Here is a 24,138-nt window from a genome sequence, read left to right as displayed (position 1 = left end):
TGCCCGCAGTGGGTGCGAGCGCCGCCAGCTACCCCGTTATTGAAAGTTGCAGGAGCAGGAAACCACAGATCGAGGAAGTAGCTTTTTGAGCGCCTAGTGGAAATTCCTTGCCTTCACCTTGAGTGTGTCAATGTGGAGATCCCTGACGAAGATATCGCGCGGCCGCGGGACTGGCTTCGGCCCGTCTCGTGAATCCGGGCTTCCCGGGGATCCATGCGCGAACTCGTCACCCCTGCCCGTCGGCAGCTTGAAGTCGATGTCGCGGTCGGCCAGTCCAGAGAGATCGCCGGACAGGTCGAAGACCTGCTGGGCGACGAGATGGACGACATCGCCTTCCCGCTGGATCCTGCCGTTGATCGCCATCATTGACGATCCCAGCACAACCCTCCGCCGTTTCTCGAACAGGCTCGGCCAGACGACGATGTTTGCAGGCCCGGTCTCGTCCTCGATGGTCACGAACATGACCCCCTTTGCCGACCCTGGCATCTGCCTCACCAGGACAAGTCCCGCCGCCATCAGCCAGCGGCCGTCGCGAGCGTTCATCGCTTCCGAGCACGTGACGATGTTCTTCTTCTGCAGATCCCTCCGCAGGAACGCGAGCGGATGCTCACGTAGCGTCAGCCCCGTGTGGCTGTAGTCGGCGATGACATTGTGCCCATCGGTCATTTGCCGGAGTGCGACTTCCGGTTCCTGCTGCTCCGCGATCGTTTTCATCTCGCGTTCGGCGGCGGCAGCGAACAGCGGTAGCGGCTCGTCGCGTAACGCCTTGATTGCCCAGATGGCATCACGTCTTTCGAGCTTCAGAGACGGCAGGTAGGCATCTGCATCGGCGAGCTGCTTCAGAGCCTCGGACGGGACGCCCGAACGCCGCCACATGTCGTCGATGCTCTCAAATGGCATATGCATCCGGGCGGCGACAATCCGAGCGGCATCGGCGGCCGCCAGTCCTTTAACCATCCTCATACCAAGACGCACGGCATGTCGGTCGCTGTTGCCGACGAGTTCCAGCGTGCAATCCCAGCGAGATCGGTTCACACAGACGGGTAGAACATCCACACCGTGGTTCCTGGCACATCCGACGATCTGCGCGGGGGCATAGAATCCCATGGGCTGCGAGTTGAGGAGCGCCGCACAGAATGCATCCGGATAATGGCACTTCACGAAGCTGGAGGCGTAGGCGATGAGAGCGAACGAGGCCGCATGGCTTTCGGGGAATCCATAGGATCCGAATCCCTCGAGCTGTGAGAAGGTCTTCTCTGCGAACTCTGCGGTGTAGCCATTCTTGACCATCCCGGATACCAGCTTGTCCTTGAACCTCGATACGCCGCCCGTGAACTTGAAGGTAGCCATGCTCTTCCGGAGCTGGTCGGCCTCCCCGCCCGTGAACCCGGCGCAGACCATAGCCACGCGCATCGCGCTTTCTTGGAAGAGTGGCACTCCGAGGGTCTTCCCGAGAACGGCCTCCAGCTCCGGTGTCGGGTATTCGATCTTTTCCTTGCCTTCACGGCGGCGAAGATAGGGGTGGACCATATCGCCTTGGATCGGCCCCGGCCTGACAATCGCGACCTGAACCACGAGATCGTAAAAGGTCTGCGGTCGAAGCCTCGGGAGCATCGACATCTGCGCGCGGGATTCAATCTGGAACGTGCCCAAGGTGTCAGCCTTCCGGATCATCGCGTAGGTCGCTGAATCTTCCTGTTCGATCTTCGCGAGATCGAGATCTTCGTGCTTGTGCTCGCGGATGAGGTTGAATGCCTTCGACATGCAGGTGAGCATTCCCAAGGCTAATACATCGACCTTCATGAACTTCAGCGCCTCGACGTCGTCCTTATCCCATTCGATGATCTGCCGATCTTTCATGCTGGCAGGTTCGATTGGCACGAGATCGTCCAATCTGTCGTGGGTAAGGACGAAGCCGCCAGGATGCTGGCCGAGGTGACGCGGCGCGCCCATGAGCTGCTGAGCCAGCTTCAGCGTAAGTACGAGACGGCGGTCTTCAGGGTTGAGGTTCAGCTCGCGGACGTTCCGATCCGAAACCTCCTCCGACCATGACCACATTCCCGACGACAGGGCCTTGATCACGTCCTCGGGCAGTCCGAGCGCCTTGCCGACATCGCGGATTGCGCCCTTCGCCCGATACCGGGTGACCGTCGCGCAGAGAGCGGCCTTCTCGCGGGTGTAGGTCTTGTAGATCCACTGGATCACTTCCTCACGACGCTCATGTTCGAAGTCCACGTCGATATCTGGCGGCTCATCACGTTCCTGAGAAACGAAGCGCTCGAAGAGTAGATCGTTCGTCGACGGGTCGATGCTCGTTATGCCCAGGACATAGCAGACGGCGCTGTTGGCGGCCGATCCCCTGCCCTGACACAGGATTCCTTGGGACCGTGCGAACTTGACGATACTGAAAACAGTCAAAAAGTACGGCGCGTACTTCATCTTCTGTACGAGATCGAGCTCGTGACGGATCGTCTTCAGTACATCGGTCGGCAGACCTTCCGGATACCGATGCGGTACGCACTCCCACACATACTGCTCCAAGGACTCCTGCGCCGACTTGCCGGGGACGATCGCCTCTTCTGGATACTGATAGGTGAGCTCTTCCAAGGAGAACCTGCAGCGATCGACGATCTCGACCGTGCGCCTGAGCGCTTCCGGATAGCGCGGGAACAGACGCTCCATCTCTTCGGGAGGCTTGAGATACCGGTCTGCATGGCGCTCGCGCTCGAACCCGACGGTGTCGATTGTGGTGTTGTGCCGGATGCAGGTCACGACGTCTTGTAGCTGCCGCCTGCCCGGCTCGTGGAATAACACGTCGTTCGTGACGACCGTCTTCACCCTGAACTTCGTCGCCATATTCGACAGGTCATGTAGCCGCAACTGATCGTTCGGGCGCCGTCGGAGACAGAGCGAGAGATATGCCCGGTCGCCGAATATCTCCGCCATCTTCCTGAGCTGAACCGCGCATCTCTCGTCGGGCAGATCCGGTGCAAGGATGCCAATCATGCCGTCGGAATACGCAACGACATCATCCAGGTGCAGGATGCAGTTGTTCTTGCCGCCTCGGGACTTACCCAGCGTGATGAGGCGTGTCAGCCGGGAGTAAGCCGCGCGGTCGGTGGGGTAGACGAGGATCGACATCCCGTCCTGTAAATCGAGGCGACAGCCGACGACAAGCCGGATCCCGGTCGACCGCGAGGCTTCCAGCGCCCGAACAATCCCCGCAAGCGAATTTCTGTCGACGACGCCGATGGCTTCGATCCCCAGCATCTTGGCAGTCTCGAACAGCTCCTGCGCCGAACTCGCACCCCGCAGGAACGAAAAATGTGTCGTGACCTGCAGCTCCGCGTATCTCATGCGAAGACCCCGTGCACGAACCATTTATGGCTGCCTGTTTCCGTATCCACGCCGTCGCCGGACCGGAAGATCCAGAGCCGCTCACCGCCCTCGTCCTCGATCACGAAATAGTCGCGGACCGCCGCCATCTCGGAGTTGCGTTCCCACCATTCCCCGAAAATCCGCTCTGGCCCATCGGCGTTCTTCACCTTCCGGCGCTTGCCCCGCCACATGATCCAGACGGGCGGATGGTCTGGCAGCAGCGCCATCACTTCGACCTGCTCTGGCCGCGCAAGCAGGCGGACGGGCCGACGCCAGTGATTGACCCAGGCAGCCTCTATCGGATCAGATGCGGCACCGATCCTCTGGACCGAACGCTCGGGAACGTCGGAAGCAACGGGGGCGACACGATAGACGCGTTGGCCACGGTTGCCGTAGATGTCGATTAGCGGCGTGAGGTCCACGACTTCGTCTTCGACCAGCGACGACGACTTCTGGGCTTCCTCCAGCGGCTCCGCCATGACCGCCACTAGCGTCATCTTCTCGATACCGAAGCCGGGTTCGATCTTCTCGGTTCTGTCTTTGAATAGCTTCGTCAGCCAGGCGACATCGCGCGCGGGTTTGGCGGTCCCGGCGCGGATGGCTTGCCGGGTGCCGTCGACCGTCTCGACAATAAGGTCGGCGCGACGGACGCCGAGACCCCTTCTCTGCAGCTCATCGACAAGCTGGACGACCAGCCGGACGACATACTTGTTGATGGTCTCCGCGGCGCCGATGGGTTCAGCGAACGCCCTGCTGACTTCGACAAGCTCGACTGTCCGGATGGGATCGATAGGCTCCGGTGTGCGGCCGAACATCTGGTCGAGACGGCGGCCGACCTCCGGGCCGAAGCGGAGCGTGAGCGGTGCGCGAGGAGTATTCGCGAGCTCGCCGATTGTCTTGAAGCCGAGCGTCCGAAGGTCGCCGACGATCTTCTCAGGGAGCCGTAGAAGAGAGATCGGCAGCTTCTCGACCGCCCGAACGGTTTCGCCCCTCGGTACAATGACGGTCTCGCGGCTGATCGCTCTAGCGCATGCGTTTGCGGCGCCCCAAGTGTCGGCGATGGCGACCCGTGTTGTCAGGCCCTTGGCGCGGAAGCGGTTGGCGATGCTCGTCAACATGCGCTCCTCGCCGCCCTGCAAATGGTCCGCGCCCTCCGTATCCATGACAATGCCGTCCGGCGCGTCGACGGCGACGATCGGGGAATACTGGCTCAGCGCCCACGTGGTAATGCGCTCGAGCGCCGCGGCATCTGCGGCGAGATCGGCGTCGATCATCCGGAGGCCCTGGAAGAGCGCCTGCGCCTTTGCGGCCGGCATGCCCACGTGGACTCCAGCCTTCCTGGCTGCAGGATCAGCGGCCGACACCCAGCGCTTGGAGCCGCTCTTCGAAATGACGGCGATCGCCTGGTCAACGGAAATAGCGGGATCGACCCGCCTGATCCTGTCCGTCGGCAGATCGGGAAAAAATATCGATACGACCCTCGGCATCGCAGGCTCCTACTTCGAACTCGGCGCACTCACCCGCTTTCACCCTCATCAATTCAAGAAACCACCTCGCCCGCCCGACGCCTGGAACGGGCAGTTCCTCGCTTGGAATGACGCTCACTCTCCATCGCGTGGTCGCAGCAGTCGGCTGGCCGAAGTCGCTGGCCTCGGTCTGCCGTCGCCACCGCCGCACTACGAGTGCCATCGTGCCGGTCTTCTCGGCAGCAAGCTGCAGCCGCCGGGACGCCGCCATCGGCAACCGGACGATCTCGCCAATCACCGCGCCGAGACCGCCGTATGAGAGGCCCTCCTCCATGTTCGCAAGGACGTCCTCCTCCTTGTCGGACTCGACGAAGACGATCCGGTTCGGATGAAGCCCCGCCTGCGCCAGGGCCGGGAAGAACAGGTCGGGACGTGTCAGGCACCAGACGACCTTGCCTTGAGTGCGAGCGGCTATCCCGGCCACGAACAGGGCGGCCGCCGCCCCATCGACGGTGCCAGCCCCGCCGCCAGCACACTCGTGCAGCGCCCCATAGGCCAACCCACCGCCCGGAAGCCGCTCGTCGATCTGTGCCACGCCGAAAGGCAAAACGCCGCGCTTGCGCTGACTGGCGCTTTCCAGGTGCGCAATCTGTTCGCGCAGGCCGTCGAGGACGGCGTTTGTGGCGGCGGCTGAGTTCATGATCTCCCTTCAACGGCAACCCGTTTTCAGCTTGAGAAACAGTAATATGTTCTGTATTTGTTCTCATAGAACAACTGAGTCAATGCGCATGTGACCCGCTGAAGTTGAGCACCAGTGCAAAGCAGAAAAATCGCCAGCGGATTCAATCGGATGGCGGAGAAGGAATATTTTCGCATGCGCCGAACGCGGCTTGTGGACGAATGCGGCCCCGAGACTGAAAGATCACAAGGTCCCGGTGGTCGAACTCATCTGCCGTGTCTGCGACCGCCATTGCGCGCATGAGCGCAGGCTGTTGGTGAAAGCTTTTGGCGCAAGCGTCAGCTTCGCGGAAATCCGCCGACGCATGGCTATGGGCTGCGAACGCATGCAGACGCCTGAGGGTGACAAGTGCGGGGCACATTTCCCATGTTTGGGTAATGATCTCCCTGATGGAAGCTAGATGATGACAGGCGAAGAAAGCCGAGAGCGGCCGCGCAAGATCGTGCATGTCGACATGGATGCCTTCTACGCATCGGTCGAGCAGCGTGACAATCCGGAGCTGCGTGGCATGCCGGTTGCCGTGGCAGTCCTGCTGCCCGCGGGGTGGTGGCAGCGGCCAGCTACGAAGCCAGAAAGTTCGGCGTTCATTCCGCCATGCCTTCGGTGACTGCGCAGCGGAAATGCCCGGACCTCATCTTCGTCAAGCCGCGCTTTGATGTTTACAAAGCCGTGTCGTTGCAGATCCGGGCGATCTTCGCCGAATACGCGCCGATGATCGAGCCGTTGTCGCTCGACGAGGCCTATCTCGACGTCACCGAAAACCTGAAGGGCATGGAGATTGCGACCGAGATCGCCGAAGAGATCCGCGCGAGCATCAAGGCGGCGACGGGGCTCAATGCGTCAGCCGGAATTTCTTACAACAAGTTTCTGGCCAAGTTGGCAAGCGACCTCAACAAGCCGAACGGCCAGGCTGTCATCACGCCGAAGAACGGCCCCGCCTTCGTCGAGCAACTCCCCGTCAAGAAATTCCACGGTGTAGGGCCGGCAACCGCCGAAAAGATGCATCGGCTGGGCATCGAGATGGGCGCTGACCTCAAGCAGCAATCGCTCGAGTTTCTGGTTCAGCATTTCGGGAAGTCGGGACCGTATTTCTTTGGGATTGCTCGCTGTATCGACAATCGTCCGGTCAAGCCGGATCGGGTGCGGAAATCCGTCGGAGCGGAAGACACGTTTTCGCAGGACATCCATTCCTTTGAGCCCGCGCGCGAAGGGCTTCAGCCGCTGATCGAGAAAGTCTGGGGCTACTGCGAGGCCAATGAAATTGGCGCCAAGACGGTGACACTCAAGGTCAAGTATGCCGAACTTCAGCCAGATCACCCGCAGCAAGACTGTTCCGTCAGCACTGCCGGCGATCACCGATCTTGAGGTGATCGATCTGCTTCTCGCGCCAATCTTCCCGCCGCGGAAAGGCATACGTCTGCTTGGCGTTTCGCTGTCTTCGCTGGAACGGCGGAGATCTGAAGCAACGCCGCAGTTGCGGCTCGCGCTTTAGACGCCGAGCAATGGCTGGAAGGGATCCCCCACGGGACAATGTGAGAAACGGACACCCAGCTAGAGAAGCTCTGCCGATGGCCGAAAGCAGACATCGATAGAGCAGCATGTCGAGCCCCCGCAGATGCGTGGTACGCCGCAATTTCCGCGGCTTGCCAGCTTCTGTTTCGACGGAGATCCAGCGTGGGATGTCTGACGACGGCTTTGTACTCACCTCGCGTCGCAGAAGGACGATAAGCCGGCTTCTAGGTCAGCCCTGCCGACCCGGAACACGACGCAACGCCATTGTCCGCCGCCTTCAAGTGCCATCATCACTGTTCTCGTGCAGAGGTCCACGCGTAGAAGAGGACGCGATCCATTCAGCCTTTTCGCGAAGGATCCGCCAGTTCCACCTTTTCCCGCGTTCCACCCTTCGGCGAATCCTGCGTCACGAACAATACGCCAAGCGCAGCCACCGCGAGACCCTGTATCGGTCCCAGGAAGTAGTTCGAAGAGGTATAGAGCTCGAGCACCGGTATTTTCGTAAAGGGCTCAAGCATGATCGTAAGCGCAATCAACGCCAGATAGAAGATGGACAAGGCACGAGAGAGCCGGAAGAAGCCGCGCTTGACGCGCTTTGGTTGTTGCGCGGTCGACGAAAGAGCGGTTGCTCCGATCACGCCAACCATAAGCGACAAGGTCGGTAGGATGTTCGGGATGAACCACGACCAGACTGACTGCAGCTCGGTGCCGTAGCGGCCGAAGATTGACTGCACGGTGAGGATCAGGAACAAGGCTCCCCCACCTGATAGCCAGATCACGAGTAGTTCAGTTCGCGCACTGTCGAGATCCATCCAATCCGCACGCGTCGCCATCAGTTCCTCCGTTCCGCGAGTTGAAGTGGTGAAAACAAGGCGTCGTAAAGTCCGATGGCACGCAGGTGCTCATGCAGGGGTTGCGACACCGATAGGTTCGCGAAGGCGCGGATCGACGTATCGTCCTTCAAAAAGTCATAGGAAAGGACGCCGATGCTGTAGCCTGAGGCAAGCTGTTCGGCCACCTGACTGGGAAGCCCGCTGTAGCCGATCTGCGCCCAGCCGCGAGCCTCTTCCAGTTCGAGTTGAGTGCCCGGCGCTGCAAAATCCCTCGAGGTCGCGTAAAAGACGAGCCAGCGATACGTCTCGTCGGTGCCGAGGAACAGACGACGAAAATAGTCCGCGGGATTGACAGTGACGAGCGGAAGCTTGCCGAGGCTCCAGCGCTGGCTCCCTGGAACGCCTAGACGCTCCGGTGCGAAGGCTGCAGCGAACCCGCCTGGAATCGCATAAATGCTCGGCTCGGGGAAACCGGCCAAGCGCGCCGCGGTTTTCAAACGGTGCAGGAACGAGCCGAGCGTTGTCTTGCGGCTGCCGATCTCGCTCGGCTCGAACGTGATCCGGTCCGTAAACTTGCCCGGCGGCCAAGGGAGCAAACGAGGGAAGTCGCTGTCGAAGCCGTAGAAGGGCGGCGATCGATCGTAGGCGATGCCCGGTGGTTCGAGGGCTTTGGCGATGTAGCGGGCGATGATCTCGTTATTCACCTTGAAGCGCAGGCGGTCGAGAGTATCGAGCCCACCGGGCAGCTTTTTGAGCGCGAGCACGGCAACACTGGCCGTCTCCTCGTCGCTCGCGAGTATGGTGAACTCCAGGACCTTATTGACGCTTTCGTCGAACGGATCGGCAACCATCGGATAGGCCCGAATGGCCGGGATCAGCACCTGGGGATCGCTCTCCCCTTCGAGCAGAGTTCGGACGCGAGCCGTCACGGAGCGAAGCGCAAGCAGTGCCGGGTCGTTGGACGGGCCTATGCGAAGGGCCGCAAGGTTCGACGTCGTAGCAGAAGCGATGGCGTTCAGTGTGGCAATGCGGACCGCATCGGAAGAGTCCGCCAGCCCTTGTTGCCAAAGTGCGAGCCGCGGCTCTAAAGCGAATCCGTTTGAAGCGCGGGCGAGCGCTAGGCGATCCACGAGCGGGCGATCGGACGCTTGGCGCAAAGGTAGTGCCGGCAATTCGAGCATCTCAGCAACATCGGGCGGAAGATCGGCAATGAGGTCGAGCGCAGTATTAAAGGTGTCGGCGTCGGCAAGGAGCCGGCTGAACTGCGCTTGGCTTATTCGCTCGGGAGCATCGAAGGCAAGCTTCTCTATGAGGCTGGCACGCAGTTCCGGCTCGAGCGTCTCGGCAAGCGCCACCTGCTCTGCCGTCACGTTGAGTAGGCTCAAGCTTGTCAGCAACTCCTGGCTCCAGGCCGGATCGGGTTGCCGAAGCTCAGCAAGCGCCCACGCGATCATCTGCTCGCCTTCGAGGGGACCATAGCGCTTCACCTTACGTACCGCCGAGACCTTTGCGGCCGCAGGCAGTGTAGGCCAGAGCCGGACGAGGGCCGAGCGCGCCGCGTCGGAACGCTCGCCCAGCGCCATCAGGGCAGCAAGGGCGCCGCCTTGCATTGCCGGAGTCTGTGCAAGGCGGACGATCTCAGGGACGGATTTTCCATCAGCATCGGCAAGTGCCAGGATCTCGAGAATTTTTTCCTGCGCCGCACCGCTGGTAGAGAGCCGGAACAGAAGCTTGGCGACGACGGCAGGTCCGCCCGACAGAAGCGCGTCGCGTCCCGCAACCTGGAGGTCGAAGTCTTTCGCTCCGAGGAGGGCGATAAGATCGTCGGCGAATCTTGCGCCCGCCTGACCCAGCTTAATTGCTTCCGCCATTTCGAGCTTGGCTGCGAGGTCTCCGCTACTCAGCATCTGTTGCACCCTGTCCCGCTCACGGTCGACGAAGAGCGCAAGAGCTGCCAGGCGAGCTTCAGCCTCGCGTCGCTCATCCTCGTCACCTGCATCGAGACGGCGCGAGATCGATGCGAAGAGCGGCTCGCCAATTCTAGGCGAAGCGATCGTCTTTTCCGTGATGAATTCATAGGCGCTGCGCCGCACTAAGGAGCTGGGATCGGCAAGCGCCAGGCCCAGAATCTGATCGGTCACGGGGTGACCTCTCGGAGCAGCGGAGAGCGCGGGAACCGCCTGATACCGCTCGTGCTCATCGTTCGAACGCATAATCGCCGGCAAATTTGTTAGGCCCTGCTCATCCACGCCAAACTGTTGCGCCGCCATTAGGCTCGCCTTAACGCGGAGGGATTGATCCGACGCGACCTCTAGGCGACGAAGCAGCGCCTCCTTCGCCGGGGTCTTCTCTACCCAGGATAAAGCGAACCATCCACTTTCCCGAACGCCCTGCACCGGCGAGCGGATGGCCTGTTCGAGGGACGGCAGCGCAGGATCGCCAAGCTCCTTGATCTTGCCTGCCGCCGATTCCCGAACGTCAGGATCCGGATCCTCGAGCAGGCCTCGCGCAAGAATGCGGATGGCGTCTCCACCGCCGAGCGAACCTGCTGCACTTATAGCGAAGCGGCGAAGTTGGGGATCGGCGGAGCGAGCAGCTTCAGCCATGCAGGTCGTCGGCTGTGGCGCCTCGTATTTCGATCTCGCAATGGCCCAGAGCGCCGCCTCGGCGGCCCGCCGCTCCCTGCTCTTCGGGCTTGCTAGAATCCCTCTGGTAATCGTCCGGCAAAGGTCCGGGAGAACCGCTTCGCGCATTGCAGCGAGCGCTTCGACCGCGTCGGAAACGTAATTCACTGGCTCATCAGGAGGAACTTCATCGCCGATCACATCGAGGAGATAGGGAACGGCAGCGCTCGCCTTCGGCCCGAGACCCTCGAGCACCTCGAAGCCCTCGGATCTGCCGTCGTAGCGATCGGTTTGCGAAGCACCCTTCGCCAGCCTTAGTGCTTCGGCCGTTCCCGCTGACCCCATACCAACAAGGGCCTCGACAACGGCAGAGGAGACGACGGAATTGGTTTCGCCTGAGGCTCTCACCCGAAGCAGAGCGTCACCGAGCGCGCGGCCCAAGGGCGCAGCTTTCGGTCCTAGCTGCGTGGCGACATCGCAGCCGAGTTCGATGGCTTCCTGATCGTCCGAGGCGATGAGCTTGCCTGCAAGTGCGACGGCATCCTCGCGCCTGGCGAGTGCTGCCGCATAGACATCCTGCGCTTCGTAATCCGCTGGCAAATCGGCGACGATCTTGCGAAGGGCCGGATCGAGAAGAACATCGGCCGCTTGTGCCGATGACGCGGTCCCGGACAAGGGGAAGGCGCAGCCTAGGGCGACCAGGATCGCGGACAGCCGGAAGGCAACGCGCAAACGCCATGATCCGCAAACGGCCCTGTCCCCGTCCAGCATCGCCACACCTCCCCGAAGGGAAGCATATCAACCCTCTATCCCCAAGACCAGACGAACATATCGATTTGATGTATCATCGATCACCAAGAGGTCGCTTACTGAATGGCAGCTAAACTCTGAACTCGATCTGACAGCGGCCGGTCCGCAATCGGCCCCAAATCGGTCGTTCCAGGATGCCGGCCAACGACTTCCGCGGCGCGCAGCGGCCCTTGTAAGTCGGCGGGATTCATCGGCGAATCCCGCACATCAGCAGGCCGCCCGACGCTTTAAGCGCGCTGCCCTCGCCTCACATGGAATTTCGAACGACCCACGCCAAACCCCGGCACGCGCTGCCTGGGCTATTGCCTGATCGCCCCGGAAGACGCCCTTCGAGTATCGGAGCCAGTCGATCGCCCAACCCCGCCTGACAAGCCAGGAATTCACGCTCTGTCCATCTGCCCTGAAGCAATCGGCAACAACGCGCCTATATCTGTCCTTGCCGTGGCCCACGCAGCGGATCGGGCGCGATTTCGAAAGGAACTCGTCGAGTGCGAACGCGGCATCCTTTCCGCAACGATACGGCCTCCCTGCCGCGTCGCGACAGGCCTGCCAGCTTTCCGGAGCATCGATCCCATTCAGCCGGATCCGCTGCCCGGCGATTTCAATCGTGTCGCCGTCGATGACCGACGCGCGGCCGATAAATTGCTCTGCGCCGACAGATACGGATGAGAGAACCAGCCCGGCCAAGAGCAACGGAAACAGCGAGATTAGCTTGCGCATCGACTTCATGAATATCCAGACAAAGCAGCAAGTTGGCGACAACGGAATCACTCTTTGGTCAAAACTATTGACATCGAGGCATATCAGAACATAATAAGAACATCCAGGTGACAGAAGTCGCCAATCTTAAAAAAATGCAGGTGGGAGAACGACGATGCAGAAGCATTCGAACGGCGGCGGAGCTGTGCTCATTGGTGTGCCCGTAGCTCCGATGACCGAGCTTTATTGGGGGCCAGTCGCCCCGTTTAAAATAGTCGAGGCCCACGACGAGATGGTGAAGGCGATCCAGGGTAGGCCCGACATCCAGCTTCTGACTGCAAATGTTCACAACAAGCACTCGGGCGCTCCGTCGGGCAGGTTCGATATCGCAATCGATGTTCGCTCGGGTGACGGATGCGGAATGTACCGGTCCCTCATGATGGTGAAATCGACTGGCGAAATGCATGACCTCGCTACGCCGCCCCTTTGGTACCAGTTTAAAGATCCTCAGGATGTGATCGCGAAGGTCTATAAATTCCTCACAGGCATGCAGTTCTTCGAGAACCTCGACGCCTTCGCCGATCACGCGATCAATCTCAATGAGGCAGAGGCAAGCGGACAGATCCATTGACTGCCTTCCAGCGTGAACCCGACCTGGGTTGACAAACGTCACCGACGGCAAGGATTCTGGCGCTCGCAACTGACGTGCCGGAGGAGGTTCGGGCGAGATGTGCAACTTGTACCGCATGGATGACAGAGACTGGGTCAGGAAGTGGGCGATCGATGCCGAGAGCATGATCAACTTGATGCCCAGTTATCAAATGAACCCTGACCAGATGGGGCCGATCGTCCGCAACACTGCAGACGGCCGCAAGCAGCTCGTCCATGCCCGCTGGGGTCTGCCATCCCCGACGCGTGTCCAAGAGGAAGCTGTCGAAGGCCGTGCCGCGAAACTCGCGGCCAAGGGGAAGTCTTTCGATATGGACGAACTGCTGCGGATGGAGCCTGACCGCGGCGTGACAAATGTCCGGAAGCTCAATCTCAAGCACTGGAGGCAATGGTTTGGTGTCGAGCATAGATGCATCGTTCCGGTGACAACTTTCGCTGAACCCGATCCCGACAATCAGGAGCCGGGAGGGAAAGTCCCGAATGCCTGGTTCGGGCGAGACGAAAGCAATGAACTTATGTTCTTCGCAGGGATCCACGTGCCGCAGTGGACAAGCGTACGGAAGGTGAAGGACGGGCTGACGACAGACGACCTATACGGTTTCCTGACGACGAACCCGAACGACATCGTGAGGCCCATTCACTGGAAGGCGATGCCTGTACTGCTGCTGACGAAGGAGGAGACGGATGTCTGGATGAGTGCTCCCTGGGAAGAAGCCCAGCATCTCGCACGCCCGGCGCCGAACGATGCGATCATGATCACGTCGCGAGAGCCTTACGGATCCAGCATCATCTCGGAAGGCGATCCCATTCAGGCAAGCTTGCTGTGACAGTACAGATCCTGTGGGTCGATACGACAACCAACGAAGATGCTCGCGCGCTCGACCGCGCCATTTGGGATTTCTCAACCCGGGAAGAGCCTGACGGCACCATCATAACGCAGGCTCCAGTGCCCGGCGCCCGAGAACGGCGAGTTCCGGTCGCACGCCCTCGACCGCATCAAGGACGATCCCGATCAGCGTTATGCCATGGCTCGTCGACACCTGCCCCTGCCCGCAGCATGGCGCGAGATGGCGATCGCTCTTCGGCTTCGCGGAGGAGCCGATGGAGCGATGCCGTGCCCGCGCAGGGATGGACTCCGAGGGACATCTCGTGGCTGAGCTGCCGTTCCCACTGTTTCAATCAGGTCCAATGACAAGGGTGGACGAATCGCCGACCCGGACATCCGAGACGGCACCTACTTGTGCGAATCCTTCGAAAATTTTCTCAAGGTTTCCCGGCGTTTTCCTTGTCCCACGATCTTGCGCCCACTCTTCGACGGTTTGAACCCGACCTTCAAGAGCGCGTCGCCCACCGTTTCACTCGTTTGCCAGGTTTCGCCGCTTGAGCCGACGGCGTCGACCTTTGGCGCATCGTTCGATCCATTGTCTGACATGCCAGCCTCCCGATCTTCAGATCGTTCTACTACCTGCCGAACACAAGGGCAAATCGGACGACGTCGATGGCAACCGCCAAGCCGGACTACGAGACAAATGCGAGAAGCGTGTCCGAGCAGCAGGTGTCTCTAGCAGCCACTCGATTGGCAAATCTGTTGAACGCTGCGCTCGCAGGTCCGTGAGTTGATGCAAGCACCCCGGGGTTTGAAGTGCTTGCGTCCGTCCCGATCCAGGTCACGCTTGATCAGTCAGAGAGGGGATCTCCATGCCAATGATGGAATTGCATTTATCTAGGCGACGAAGGATATCGCGTCCTGGCAACAACGACCAGTTGACATTCACCGTCCTCGAGCAAGGTGGCTGGCACGTACGTCGCCTGGTGGGCTGCTCGCCGATGGAATGGGCTCCATCGATCTGAGATACGTCAATCTCGGCTAGGCGATCCAACCAGCCCCTCCTCTCGCATAGACGAAATTGAGCAGCCGCGAAGTCTCGGACAGAGACCGAATCCGCGAATCAAACGCATTTGAACGAATGCCTTCCCGCGCCTTTAACATCTGTGCCGGTACGAGACATCTGCAGGTTGAGGTAAGCGTTGCGGGGTACCATGAATTCGAAGGCAGAGGCACTATCGGCAGCAAAGCAGCGGATCATCGCGCTCCAAAAGCAGATGGCGGCACGAATCCTCGAAATGGCCGCGGAGGTTGAGAAGCTCACCAAGGAGACGACGGAACGCGAAGCGCGCGAATTCTTGCGCGTCACCTGCAACATGCCGGCGTCCGAGTTATCTACCTATGTGCGCTTCAGCAGCACATTGCGTGGCCGAGAGGAGCTGCTCGAGAAGCACCGGGTTTCGTTTCCAGTCTTAAAGGCGCTGGTTGGTGCGGACGAAGAGACTAGGTCAGAAGTGCTCGAGAGAATGGAAATCGGCGCGAGGATCGATCTCAAAGGTATTTCGACCATTCGGAAGCGTTTGCGCGAGGCGAAGCTGACCCCTGAGGCAGTGATGGCCGACCAGGGGCGGAAGATCGCGTCGGCGGCAGCGCGCAAGCGAGTCCAAGATTCCTCGACCACCTTCCTCGATCGGCTCCATCACTTCGTATCAAGCATCATCGATCAGCGAGACGCTGCTGAACTCGCGGCCGACGACGTCCGTCACGAGGCCGGTGAGCTGCGGACTGGGTTCGAAGATCTGTTCGGCCCGGATCATCGTGCTCCTGAGGAACTTAAACCTCAGTCAGCGGCATACGAGCTATCGGTGGCGTACCGCGCCCTGATGCATCTCGAGGAAGGCACCCTGCCCTTTGCAGGCGGCGTCGGCGAGCTCGATCCCAACAGGGCGCATCCGTGGCTGCAGTCACTTAATGCTTTGACGGGGCGAGCGTTGCCCGGGCACAAAGAGGATAGGGCAAACCTTCGAGAACTCCCTGCAGGTGCCGAGCGCCTGACGGTCGTCGAGATCTGCGCGGGAGCCGGTGGGATGTCGCTAGGTCTTGAACGCGCTGGCTTCGAGCACGTTGCGCTCGTCGAATACGACAATCATGCTGCCGCCACGCTCCGCCGCAACCGCCGTGATTGGACGGTCATCCGAGAGGACGTGCGGACAATGGATTTCAGGCTTTACCGCCAGCTTGAAATCGACCTCGTGAGCGGGGGCCCTCCCTGCCAGCCGTATTCGTCCGACGGGTACGGTCTCGGTAAGGAAGACCCGCGCGACCTGCTCCCGGAATGCGTTCGCATCGTTGATGAGATCAAACCGAAGGCGTTTCTGTTCGAGAATGTCGATGGCCTGCTACAGGCGCGCCACTCGGACCATGTCGCCGACATCCTCCGTGGCTTCAAGCGTGCTGGCTACGAGGTCGATATTCATCGCATCCAAGCAAAAGACTATGGGCTGGCTCAGGAACGAAGCCGTGTCCTGTTCATCGGAATCCGCAAGGATCTTGCTCGGGGATTCCGAATGCCGCCGAAATTCCCACAGCGGAGTGCCAACATCGGCGACGTCCTCGTTGATCTGATGGCGGCAAACGGTTGGGAAGGAGCCTACGAATGGGCCAGAGAGCGGAGGGAGGCCAACGACGTAGCGTCTACCGTTGTCACGCGCCGCGGCAAGCCGCGTGCCAAGGAGGCTGCCCGCTGGGGCTCCAAGCGTGTCGATATCGCTGGCCTCCCAGACGAGGCTCCTACCATGGCGCAGGCATCGAAGCCGGGCTTCATGCCCGCATTGACGGCAAGAATGCGTGCCCGGCTACAAGACTTTCAGGACGACTGGGAATTCGTTGGGGGCAAGCAAGCGACGGCAGATCAGATTGGGAATGCGGTGCCGCCGCGCATGGCGCAGGCGCTTGGCCTTGCTATCCACGGGGCGCTCAAGGACGTGACTTGGGATTGGGAGACGATGCTCTGGCCGGAAACATCCAGGGGACGGAAGTTCGTTGCAGCGCCTCCATTGGAGCCCGAAGAAATCACCTCGCGCGAAACCGAGTTGAGTAGCTGAGTGAGCTAAGCCCGCGACTGGATCCAGTCCGCCCGTTGGCTCACTCTGCCGAAATCGTCGCTCGCGAGTGTGTGACCACGCTTTTCGCGACTAGAGCCAAGTGCAGGTGCCAGTTCTAGGGCGGAGCATTTCTCCCTGGAATTACCTTGTTGACCACCTCGCCCGGCAACACCTCGTGTTCCATGAGCGCTTCCGCGATGCGCATCACGTCCGCCCCGCGCTCCTTGACGATCTCCTCGGCTCGCGTCAGCTCCTCCGCGAGCAGACGCTCCACCCGCCTTCGCAGGATAGGGTCAGCTCGTCGAAGCTGGTCGAGATCTCGTGAACGGGAGACGTCGGTGTATCCAAGCGCCTGCACACCGTGGCCGGCAATTAGAATTGTCGCAATGTCCGCTGCCCGATTAAGATCGGATCCCTCAACGCCACCCGAGCCGACGTACATTTCGTCTAGGACTGCCTTTTCGGCAGCCCTGCCACCGAGCAGCATCGCAATCTCGTCCCTATAGGCCCGAAGCGTCCGATTGCGTACAACTGGTCTGCGCCACTCCACGTGGCCGACGCTCTCGTCCCGGTGCGCAGCCTGACGCGCAACGACGATGGCCTCTACATCACCGATACCGAGCGTGAGCCCAACGAGCGCGTGTCCAGCTTCATGCACGCACACTGGCCATCGCTCCTTCTGGGTGAGAGCGGCAACGGGTGGCACGATCGAAATGAAGTCGGAACCGCACACTGGCCTCCTGGATTTTCTAGCAATCCGGCGCGCATCACGGGTAAGCTGCCGCAGAGCAGCCCCGGAATAGCCACTGGTTGCCACCGCGATCGTTTTCAGTTCGTCCTGCGGCAACGCCACGCCGACATGCGCCGACAGGATCTGCTCACGTGCTTCCTGATCGGGCATCTCCACCGCAATGTGGCGATCCAGACGACCCGGCCTGCGGAGCGCTTCGTCGATATCGTCCGGCCTGTTGGTGGCCGCGATCACGACGACGCCTTCGCGCGCCGCAGCACCGTCAAGTTGTTCGAGAAGTGCATTGATGACTTGAAGGCCATAAGCCGCACTGTCTCCTCGAAGGTTCTTGCGGGAACCAAAGGAATCGAATTCGTCAATGAGTAGAATCGCTGGCGCGGCAGCGATCGCATCCTTGAATGACTTCCGCATCGCCCGCAACATATCGCCGAGGTGACCGTGGGATTGCCAGACCGCGCTCGATGCCGCGAAGAAAGAAGCTTCACACGATCTGGCTACCGCGCTCGCGAACAGGGTCTTGCCACAGCCTGGCGGACCGCTCAGCAGCAATCCCGCGTCCACATCGCGCCACTCGACGCCTCCCTGTCTCCATGCGGCGATATCCTCGACGAGGTCCAGCGCCCAATCCGTGGCCTTCCCATAGCCTGCAAGCTGTTCGATCCGCGGCTCCCACGCAACCGCAAGCTTCACCTCCGGCACCACCGCTAGATCCTTAGAAGCTGCCAGCTTCGCCAGGGTGACTTCGATCGGGCGTGACCGCCTGAGAGCTGCGAACATCAATGGCAGAGGATACGCGAACAGCGCAGTGGCCTGATCCCGCGTGATTACCGCATCGAGCACCGTTCTTGCCGCAGCGATCAAATGATACGGCTTGACCGCGGTCACCTGCTCGAGACGATCCAGTGAGACCGAGAGTTCTGGGGGCAGATCGGCACCGTGCGCGATCACGACGATAACTGCGTTGCTCAGCGAGACTGTCTTAACTGCGTCGTCCGCGTCCGTCTCCCGCTTGTAAGCGCTGACGCGCACCAGCGGGACGGCGTAGTGGAGGATCCCGCCGCCAACCAGGATCGATTTGACGGCCCGCTGGTAAGTCTCGAGGTCCGCTTCAGGCGGCAGTAGCAAGCCTACGACCTTATCGCCCTTCAGAAAAATTCCGCACCGCCTCAACGCGATGCGCAGAGAATTGGCATAGGTAGTCAGTTCGAGCGAAATCTTCCGCTCATCAGGTTTTGCCGATTTCATCACTGAACTCCTACGAACGAGCGCGGCGGACGATCGTGTCCGGACCAAGCAGTTTCTCGTCCAGGTCGACCTCGATCAGGCCACGCAGGATCATGCTGGCGACAGACCCCATTGCTGTTCCCTCCCGGACCGCGGAGAGGCATTCGGCGAGCGAGAGCGATCCCATCTCGTCGAGGCCGGCCAGAATACGGATGCGGTCGCCGAGAGTGACCTCACGATCCGCGTATCTGACGAGGTCACGCGCGTTCTGAAGGCGGATGGGATCCACGTCGCACATGGCAATCGCTTGGTAGCGATAGCCCTTCCGGGATGCGACGCTGGGAAGCCAGGTGATGATGTCTGGCTTTCCGTGCCATACATCCACGAGCAGCGCCTCTTGCGCCGTCTCGACTGCGAAGTCGATGAAGTGATGGCGGGGCTTGCGAGCAGTGGACTCGTTGGTGACTGGCTTTGTTACGCAACGCCAGGAGATCACTTCTGGATCCAGATCGAGCAGGCAGGCATAGTCGCTCGCCTGCTGTGATCTAAACAGAGTGCGACCGATACATTTGACGGCGTTGAACGGGAAACGAGGTTTGTAAGCATTGCGGAGATCGCAAGCGTCATCGCCTGCGACATGAGCAGTTGAGGTCGTCATGACCTACCCTCCGATGAATATGATTTGGTGTCGGCACCGGGATCCGTCCCGGACCCGGTCAACCTATTCGTATTCGGAAAGTGAGGGCGGTGAAGTTGCTCATAAGCGAACAATTAGAGAACGAAATTTCGGACGTCAACCACTTTTAAACGGGCATCAGCCGCTGGCTCTGCGCCGCCACATATTGCGGCCATAGGATCTGGATTTTTAAGGCCACCGGCACCCAACTCGCACTTGTACAAAAACCCGGTCACCGGCTAACGTTGCATTCACTCATCATCGGGAATGGGGCCCGGCTTGGAGAAGAGGTCTTCGAGTGTTCCCTTTACCGGGATGAAAGTAAGGCTGAAGGTTCCGTCCGTATCCCTCACCTCTTGTGGCCCCGCGGCCTTCGCGGCGTCGAAAAGCTCTCGGACACGTGCTTCGGCGTCGTTTCTGAGCCATGCAGTTTGTTGCTTCATAAACGATCCTCCATGGGTCAGCTAAGGCCTAGCCTCCCACCATACAACCGAAGGGAGGCAATGTGTTGATAATATTCGTACAACCGCAGCAGCCCACAGGAAATGCCGTGGCGAAAACTGTACTTTTACTAGATACAAACATCGTCAGCCTCATGGGCAAGCAGCGATCGCCCGCCGGACTTCGTCCTTGGCTGCTTCAGATAGGAATCGAGCGCCTAGGTATTTGCTTTCCTGTCATAACAGAGCTACTTCGGGGAGCCCATCTCAAAGAGGCCGAAAATCCTGAAAAAGCCCGCGCCATCGTCAAGTGGGTTGATCAGATTCTGAACACGAGCTTTCCCTTGATGGCAATGACCCCGGAGATCGCCTCGATCTATGCCCGGATGACAACGGTGCCCGCGCTTCGACACATGTGGACCGTACAGCGCAAGGAAAAGCACAACAGGCTCGGACACGACCTGATGATCTCTGCGGTGTCCTTATTCTATCGGGCGCCAATCATCACAAACAACGTCGAGGACTTCCTTGCGATCACGGAGCGCTTTCCGCTTCCCGGGGTCTATGATCCCTTCTCTGGTCGCTGGTGCGTCAGGCCACTGTTCGAGGTGCCACTACCGGCGTTCGACCGCACAGCGCCGGATCCGGTTGAGCAGGTGCTCCCGACGCTTTAGGCCCTGTTGACAAAGTGCCTTTTCAAATCAGGTAGGGTCTGATTCAAGGCTGCTTTTTAGGAGGCAGCAATGGCGCGTGGAGACCTAACCGACGCAGAATGGCGGATCGTGGAACCACTTCTTCCTGCAGAGCGTGGCCGTAAATCGCGACCCTCGCACGATAATCGTCAGTTCATGAACGGCATGTTGCATGTCCTTCGGGTCGGCTGCCCGTGGCGTGACATGCATGAGCGATACGGAAAGTGGAATTCAGTCTACGTCCGGTTCCGTCGCTGGGCCGAGCAAGGGGTATGGGATGCACTTTTGGAAACGCTTGTCGAGCTTGGCCTTACAGATGATTGGCAGCACATGCTGGACAGCACCACAGTTCGAGGCCATTCACAGGCAGCGGGCGCTAAAGGGGGACTCATAAGGAGGCTTTTGGTCGATCACGCGGCGGCTTTACGACAAAAATCCACGCCCGAGCAGACGGTCAGGGCCGCCCTCTTGGCTTTGTCCTGACGGGTGGCGAAGCCTCTGACTATCTGGCCGTTCCAGATCTTCTCGCAATGCCGGTAAACAGGCCTCGTCGTCTACTCGCCGACAAGGGATATGATGCCGACAGCATCCGCCAGGAACTTCTCTTCCACGGAACACGCCCGGTTATTCCGCCACGAGCAAGCAGAAAAAACCCACCGAATTGCGATTATCATGCCTATAAGGATCGCAATCGCATCGAGCGGATGTTCAACCGGATCAAACAGTTCCGCCGCATCGCTACGCGCTACGACAAGACCAAAACATCATTCGCGGCATTCCTGGCGATCGCCGCAGCGAAGATTTGGCTGCCCCACTTTGTCAACATGACCTAGTGCGGCGCTTCCCAGAATGCGAGGAAGGTTGCAATTTTAATTTCTCTCTTCTCCGCGCAGCAACGTTCCGATGTTACCGGTCCCTTAAAAGGGGATCATCATGACTGAGAAAACATTTCCGGACGAACAGAAGCTTGTGGACGACGCCGATACGCTGAAGCGCACCATGGACAAGCTATCGAAGCTGCTGGTCAAGGCGGCGAAGGTCGTCAAACGGATTCAAACCGAAGCGAGCCCCGATGTCGCCGAGGCATTGCTGATGGTGCAGGTCGGCGTCACGCCAGAGGATGCCCGTCTCTTTAGGTCCGTCGGGGAGCTTGTCGAGAAAGATGCCGATCTTCTCGAAAACGCTGTCTCTGCGGAAACCCTTCGAGTGCTTTTTGCTGCATCGGACGCGGATCGGGCAGAGGCAATCCGTGCCATCAAGGCCGGCCTCCCGGTCGGCGAAGCGAAGATGAAGCACCTCGAAAGTCACCGCAGATGGATCGAGAAGGGAGCGGCACAAGCCGCGCTGGATGCAAGGTCAGCAAGTCTCGAATCGTTGGCAACGCGCAACGTTCATGCCCTGCTTCGCAATCTCGAAAGCCGGGCGGATGAATTGCGCGACGCCGCCGCACAATTCGCTAACCACTTCGGACCCGGTGACCCGCAACAAGGATTTGAGATGGAAATGCACCGGGCGGGATATTTCGAGGCTCACGCGGACGTCACTGCAAAGGCCTCGGCCGTTCTCAACCTCTTCGAACTGATTCTTGGCAAAGGCGACGCGCCAGAGGCTTTCGGTCCCAAGGATTCGGAGGCATCTGCGCTGGAGCAATCTCATCGCGCTCTTGAGCGCCTTTCGTCAGGGAGCTTCGGCCACCAAGGAGGCTTCGCGTTCGATATCGCCGCGGCCGACATCTTTTCCTGGGAGATAATCGATGCTCTCAACTACATCTGCACCCAGTCGCCTCCTGAAGCAGAGCCGTCGCGTCGTCTTTCCCGTCCGCCCCGCAAGTTGCGTGTCCTCGAGCTGGGCGCAGGCGCAGGCGGCCAGGCCATCGGGCTCATGTCCGCAGGATTCGAGCATGTCGCCCTATACGAGAGGATCCGGAAGCGTGCCAACACACTCAAGGCCAACTGGCCGACCTGGCCGGTCCGCTGCGCCGACTTGAGAAATGTTCCGGATGCCGAGTTGGCCCGACATCATGGCGTTGACCTCCTGGCGGGAGGCATCTCCTCCAACATGGTGTCGAGGCAGTCCGGACAGGACAAGCGTAGCGGGGATGACGATCTTGTGCCGGAACTGCTGCGCGCAGTTCGTGTGGTCCAACCTCGTGCCTTCATGATCGAGAGTGCTCGGGGATTCGCCTTCGAATCTCACGTGGCCTACCTCGCGGAATTCAAAGCCGGCCTCAGTGATCTGGGTTACACCGTCGAATCCTATCTGCTCGACATGAAGCTTTATGGCCTTCCGCGCGATGATGAGCGTATTGTCCTCGTCGGCATTCGTCTCGGCGAGCCTGGTACGTTTCTCCCACCGACTCTTCAAAAGCCGATCGACAGGTATGTCCAGGACGCACTCGGAGATCTTGTCATTCTGCACGAGACCCCGGCCAACCTGAAGCATACGATCCCAAGGAAGACGCCACAGTGGCATTACGACCAGTGGGCCGCCCTTTGGCGATCGTATACGAGAACGGCACGTCTCTCGACGATTTCGAGGGAATGGAAGGAGTCTCGGCCGGAGCGTCAGAAGGATTCCGAGGCCAAGGTGTCCGACCCATTCGATCGGTCGGGATTCGCAGCGACACCACCCCGTGTCGAGGATTTCCTGAATGAAAATGACGACTACCGGCCAAAAATGACCCGGGAGATCGCTGCCCGAGCCCAGGGATTTCCAAAGGGCTGGATGTTCAGGGCCAAAGGCGGCGGCAACATCGACATGATCGCTGATGCGATGCCCCCAATCCTTGCGAAGGCCGTGGCCCTGCAGATCTACTCCGCGCTCACGGGCATCACCTTTGATCTCGACGCAGCGCTGGCCAAGCCTAATGTCAATGAGCGGCAAATCGGCGTCGGGGATCTGCGACTGAACGCGGGAACTCAAAGCGCACACACACTGACCCAGATAGAAACTCTGCTCCGCGGCGACGCCGACATTGCCAGCGAGCCGACTATGAAGAAGCGACAGGCCAGGCTCCGAAGCCTCCTCAAGGAGGTGGAGCCGAACCACATGAGACGTACGACCTTGGTAAAAACGCTGCAAAGGATTCAGTGGGAACGGGAGCGCCAGGCGACGGAGGACCACGCCGCGTTGGACCGCCTGTTCCCCAACGGAATCCCGGAAGGCGTGTTCGATTGGCTAGAGCCTGAGCGAAACCTTGCCGACATCGATCCCGGTGCTCAATGTGACCGCATATTCGGCGACCTGCCTGAGTTCGTCCGTGTGTATGCGGGCGATCTCTTGGCCATCGGCGTAGATGGTGCCGCGTCCGTCACCTTGGCGCAGGCATAGATGGATTCGCCGTCCACCGTGATCGATGAACGTGAGGGCGTCGAATTGCGCGTCCTCACGACCCGGCAAAAACTCGTCCTCAATCCTTGTGACCGCCAGATCGGGTATCCGCCCGTCGATCGACCAGAATACGTCGGCTAGATGCTCGCAAGCCATCTTCATCGCCTCCCTGTCGAGCGTAACAAGCTTGTTCGTTCGAAGCTTGCGCGCGATCGCCGCGAACATCTCTTCGACATCGCCTTCGATCCGCAGGCGTCTTTCCCCCCACTTGCGCTGATGCACCCAACCGGTATCGCCCAGCTTCTTCTTGCGCCAGTCCGCGTGCAGGATCCGAACCTCCGACCACGGAGGCCTGCGATCGTCGG

Annotated in this window: 14 protein-coding genes and 3 pseudogenes; 8 read left to right on the top strand and 9 right to left on the bottom strand. The window is 60.1% G+C overall.

Annotated features, from left to right (window positions below):
• Positions 1-93 precede the first annotated feature (93 nt).
• From RlegSU303_RS08040 to RlegSU303_RS08030, 3 genes are read right to left on the bottom strand one after another with little or no spacing between them, the layout of a single operon-like run.
• A complete protein-coding gene (locus RlegSU303_RS08040) occupies positions 94-3,357 on the bottom strand; it encodes an error-prone DNA polymerase (RefSeq protein WP_168341907.1) in 3,264 nt (1,087 codons plus the stop codon).
• Entirely contained in the window at positions 3,354-4,865 is a 1,512-nt protein-coding gene (locus tag RlegSU303_RS08035) for a Y-family DNA polymerase (protein WP_168341908.1), read from the bottom strand. The genes RlegSU303_RS08040 and RlegSU303_RS08035 overlap by 4 nt, the downstream gene beginning before the upstream one ends.
• On the bottom strand, positions 4,786-5,544 hold the full coding sequence (locus RlegSU303_RS08030) for an ImuA family protein (protein WP_168341909.1): 759 nt from the start codon (positions 5,542-5,544) through the stop codon (positions 4,786-4,788). The genes RlegSU303_RS08035 and RlegSU303_RS08030 overlap by 80 nt, the downstream gene beginning before the upstream one ends.
• A gap of 174 nt (positions 5,545-5,718) precedes the next feature.
• On the opposite strand from RlegSU303_RS08030, the pseudogene RlegSU303_RS08025 reads away from it, so the two are divergent.
• A pseudogene (locus RlegSU303_RS08025) lies at positions 5,719-5,983 on the top strand (hypothetical protein).
• 3 nt (positions 5,984-5,986) lie between these two features.
• Positions 5,987-7,075: pseudogene (gene dinB, locus RlegSU303_RS08020) on the top strand (DNA polymerase IV).
• A 358-nt stretch (positions 7,076-7,433) separates the two neighbouring features.
• Here dinB and RlegSU303_RS08015 read toward each other — a convergent pair.
• From RlegSU303_RS08015 to RlegSU303_RS08005, 3 genes are all read right to left on the bottom strand, one after another.
• The gene (locus RlegSU303_RS08015; protein WP_168257984.1) at positions 7,434-7,928 is read right to left on the bottom strand and encodes a hypothetical protein; all 495 of its coding nucleotides are present in this window, start codon (positions 7,926-7,928) and stop codon (positions 7,434-7,436) included.
• Positions 7,928-10,993, bottom strand: a complete 3,066-nt coding sequence (locus tag RlegSU303_RS08010) for a HEAT repeat domain-containing protein (protein WP_231283631.1) — start codon at positions 10,991-10,993, stop codon at positions 7,928-7,930. The genes RlegSU303_RS08015 and RlegSU303_RS08010 overlap by 1 nt, the downstream gene beginning before the upstream one ends.
• A gap of 576 nt (positions 10,994-11,569) precedes the next feature.
• Positions 11,570-12,082 (bottom strand): thermonuclease family protein, encoded by a 513-nt coding sequence (locus RlegSU303_RS08005; RefSeq protein ID WP_168257986.1) that lies wholly within the window; start codon positions 12,080-12,082, stop codon positions 11,570-11,572.
• A gap of 154 nt (positions 12,083-12,236) precedes the next feature.
• Between RlegSU303_RS08005 and RlegSU303_RS08000 the strand changes: the two genes are divergently transcribed.
• The 3 genes from RlegSU303_RS08000 to RlegSU303_RS07990 all read left to right on the top strand — a co-directional run bounded on the left by RlegSU303_RS08000 (position 12,237) and on the right by RlegSU303_RS07990 (position 16,660).
• The gene (locus RlegSU303_RS08000; RefSeq protein ID WP_231283629.1) at positions 12,237-12,692 is read left to right on the top strand and encodes a hypothetical protein; all 456 of its coding nucleotides are present in this window, start codon (positions 12,237-12,239) and stop codon (positions 12,690-12,692) included.
• A gap of 97 nt (positions 12,693-12,789) precedes the next feature.
• Positions 12,790-13,557 (top strand): SOS response-associated peptidase family protein, encoded by a 768-nt coding sequence (locus RlegSU303_RS07995; RefSeq protein WP_231283628.1) that lies wholly within the window; start codon positions 12,790-12,792, stop codon positions 13,555-13,557.
• A gap of 1,213 nt (positions 13,558-14,770) precedes the next feature.
• Positions 14,771-16,660, top strand: coding sequence for a DNA cytosine methyltransferase (locus tag RlegSU303_RS07990; protein WP_168257979.1), 1,890 nt, complete (start codon positions 14,771-14,773; stop codon positions 16,658-16,660).
• A gap of 115 nt (positions 16,661-16,775) precedes the next feature.
• Here RlegSU303_RS07990 and RlegSU303_RS07985 read toward each other — a convergent pair whose 3' ends face one another.
• The 3 genes from RlegSU303_RS07985 to RlegSU303_RS07975 form a co-directional block, all read right to left on the bottom strand.
• Positions 16,776-18,656 carry an AAA family ATPase gene (locus RlegSU303_RS07985; protein WP_231283627.1) on the bottom strand — a complete coding sequence of 627 codons (1,881 nt, stop codon included), beginning with the start codon at positions 18,654-18,656 and terminating at the stop codon, positions 16,776-16,778.
• Positions 18,657-18,666: 10 nt separating this feature from the next.
• Complete coding sequence (locus RlegSU303_RS07980) at positions 18,667-19,293, bottom strand: hypothetical protein (RefSeq protein WP_168257978.1); 627 nt, start codon at positions 19,291-19,293, stop codon at positions 18,667-18,669.
• Between the two features lie 269 nt (positions 19,294-19,562).
• The gene (locus RlegSU303_RS07975; protein ID WP_128408362.1) at positions 19,563-19,754 is read right to left on the bottom strand and encodes a hypothetical protein; all 192 of its coding nucleotides are present in this window, start codon (positions 19,752-19,754) and stop codon (positions 19,563-19,565) included.
• A 107-nt stretch (positions 19,755-19,861) separates the two neighbouring features.
• Here RlegSU303_RS07975 and RlegSU303_RS07970 point away from each other — a divergent pair, with 107 nt between their 5' ends.
• The 3 genes and pseudogenes from RlegSU303_RS07970 to RlegSU303_RS07960 all read left to right on the top strand — a co-directional run bounded on the left by RlegSU303_RS07970 (position 19,862) and on the right by RlegSU303_RS07960 (position 23,773).
• The gene (locus tag RlegSU303_RS07970) at positions 19,862-20,425 is read left to right on the top strand and encodes a type II toxin-antitoxin system VapC family toxin (RefSeq protein WP_231283626.1); all 564 of its coding nucleotides are present in this window, start codon (positions 19,862-19,864) and stop codon (positions 20,423-20,425) included.
• 69 nt (positions 20,426-20,494) lie between these two features.
• Positions 20,495-21,276 (top strand): annotated as a pseudogene (locus RlegSU303_RS34515) (IS5 family transposase).
• Between the two features lie 100 nt (positions 21,277-21,376).
• On the top strand, positions 21,377-23,773 hold the full coding sequence (locus RlegSU303_RS07960) for a DNA cytosine methyltransferase (RefSeq protein ID WP_231283625.1): 2,397 nt from the start codon (positions 21,377-21,379) through the stop codon (positions 23,771-23,773).
• The last annotated feature ends 365 nt before the right edge of the window (positions 23,774-24,138 follow it).

Origin of the sequence: Rhizobium sp. SU303, from assembly GCF_021052345.1 — a bacterium.
GTDB classification, from domain to species: Bacteria; Pseudomonadota; Alphaproteobacteria; order Rhizobiales; family Rhizobiaceae; genus Rhizobium; species Rhizobium laguerreae.
This window is presented reverse-complemented; position numbering and strand designations above follow the sequence as displayed.

Excerpts from the sequence above, each read along its gene's own strand:
- RlegSU303_RS07995 (WP_231283628.1), top strand. The coding sequence starts at position 12,790 with ATGTGCAACTTGTACCGCATGGATGACAGAGACTGGGTCAGGAAGTGG.
- RlegSU303_RS07980 (WP_168257978.1), bottom strand. The coding sequence starts at position 19,293 with ATGACGACCTCAACTGCTCATGTCGCAGGCGATGACGCTTGCGATCTC.
- RlegSU303_RS08035 (WP_168341908.1), bottom strand. The coding sequence starts at position 4,865 with ATGCCGAGGGTCGTATCGATATTTTTTCCCGATCTGCCGACGGACAGG.
- RlegSU303_RS07990 (WP_168257979.1), top strand. The coding sequence starts at position 14,771 with ATGAATTCGAAGGCAGAGGCACTATCGGCAGCAAAGCAGCGGATCATC.
- RlegSU303_RS08040 (WP_168341907.1), bottom strand. The coding sequence starts at position 3,357 with ATGAGATACGCGGAGCTGCAGGTCACGACACATTTTTCGTTCCTGCGG.
- RlegSU303_RS07975 (WP_128408362.1), bottom strand. The coding sequence starts at position 19,754 with ATGAAGCAACAAACTGCATGGCTCAGAAACGACGCCGAAGCACGTGTC.
- RlegSU303_RS07985 (WP_231283627.1), bottom strand. The coding sequence starts at position 18,656 with ATGAAATCGGCAAAACCTGATGAGCGGAAGATTTCGCTCGAACTGACT.
- RlegSU303_RS08000 (WP_231283629.1), top strand. The coding sequence starts at position 12,237 with ATGCAGAAGCATTCGAACGGCGGCGGAGCTGTGCTCATTGGTGTGCCC.
- RlegSU303_RS08005 (WP_168257986.1), bottom strand. The coding sequence starts at position 12,082 with ATGCGCAAGCTAATCTCGCTGTTTCCGTTGCTCTTGGCCGGGCTGGTT.
- RlegSU303_RS08030 (WP_168341909.1), bottom strand. The coding sequence starts at position 5,544 with ATGAACTCAGCCGCCGCCACAAACGCCGTCCTCGACGGCCTGCGCGAA.
- RlegSU303_RS08015 (WP_168257984.1), bottom strand. The coding sequence starts at position 7,928 with ATGGCGACGCGTGCGGATTGGATGGATCTCGACAGTGCGCGAACTGAA.
- RlegSU303_RS07960 (WP_231283625.1), top strand. The coding sequence starts at position 21,377 with ATGACTGAGAAAACATTTCCGGACGAACAGAAGCTTGTGGACGACGCC.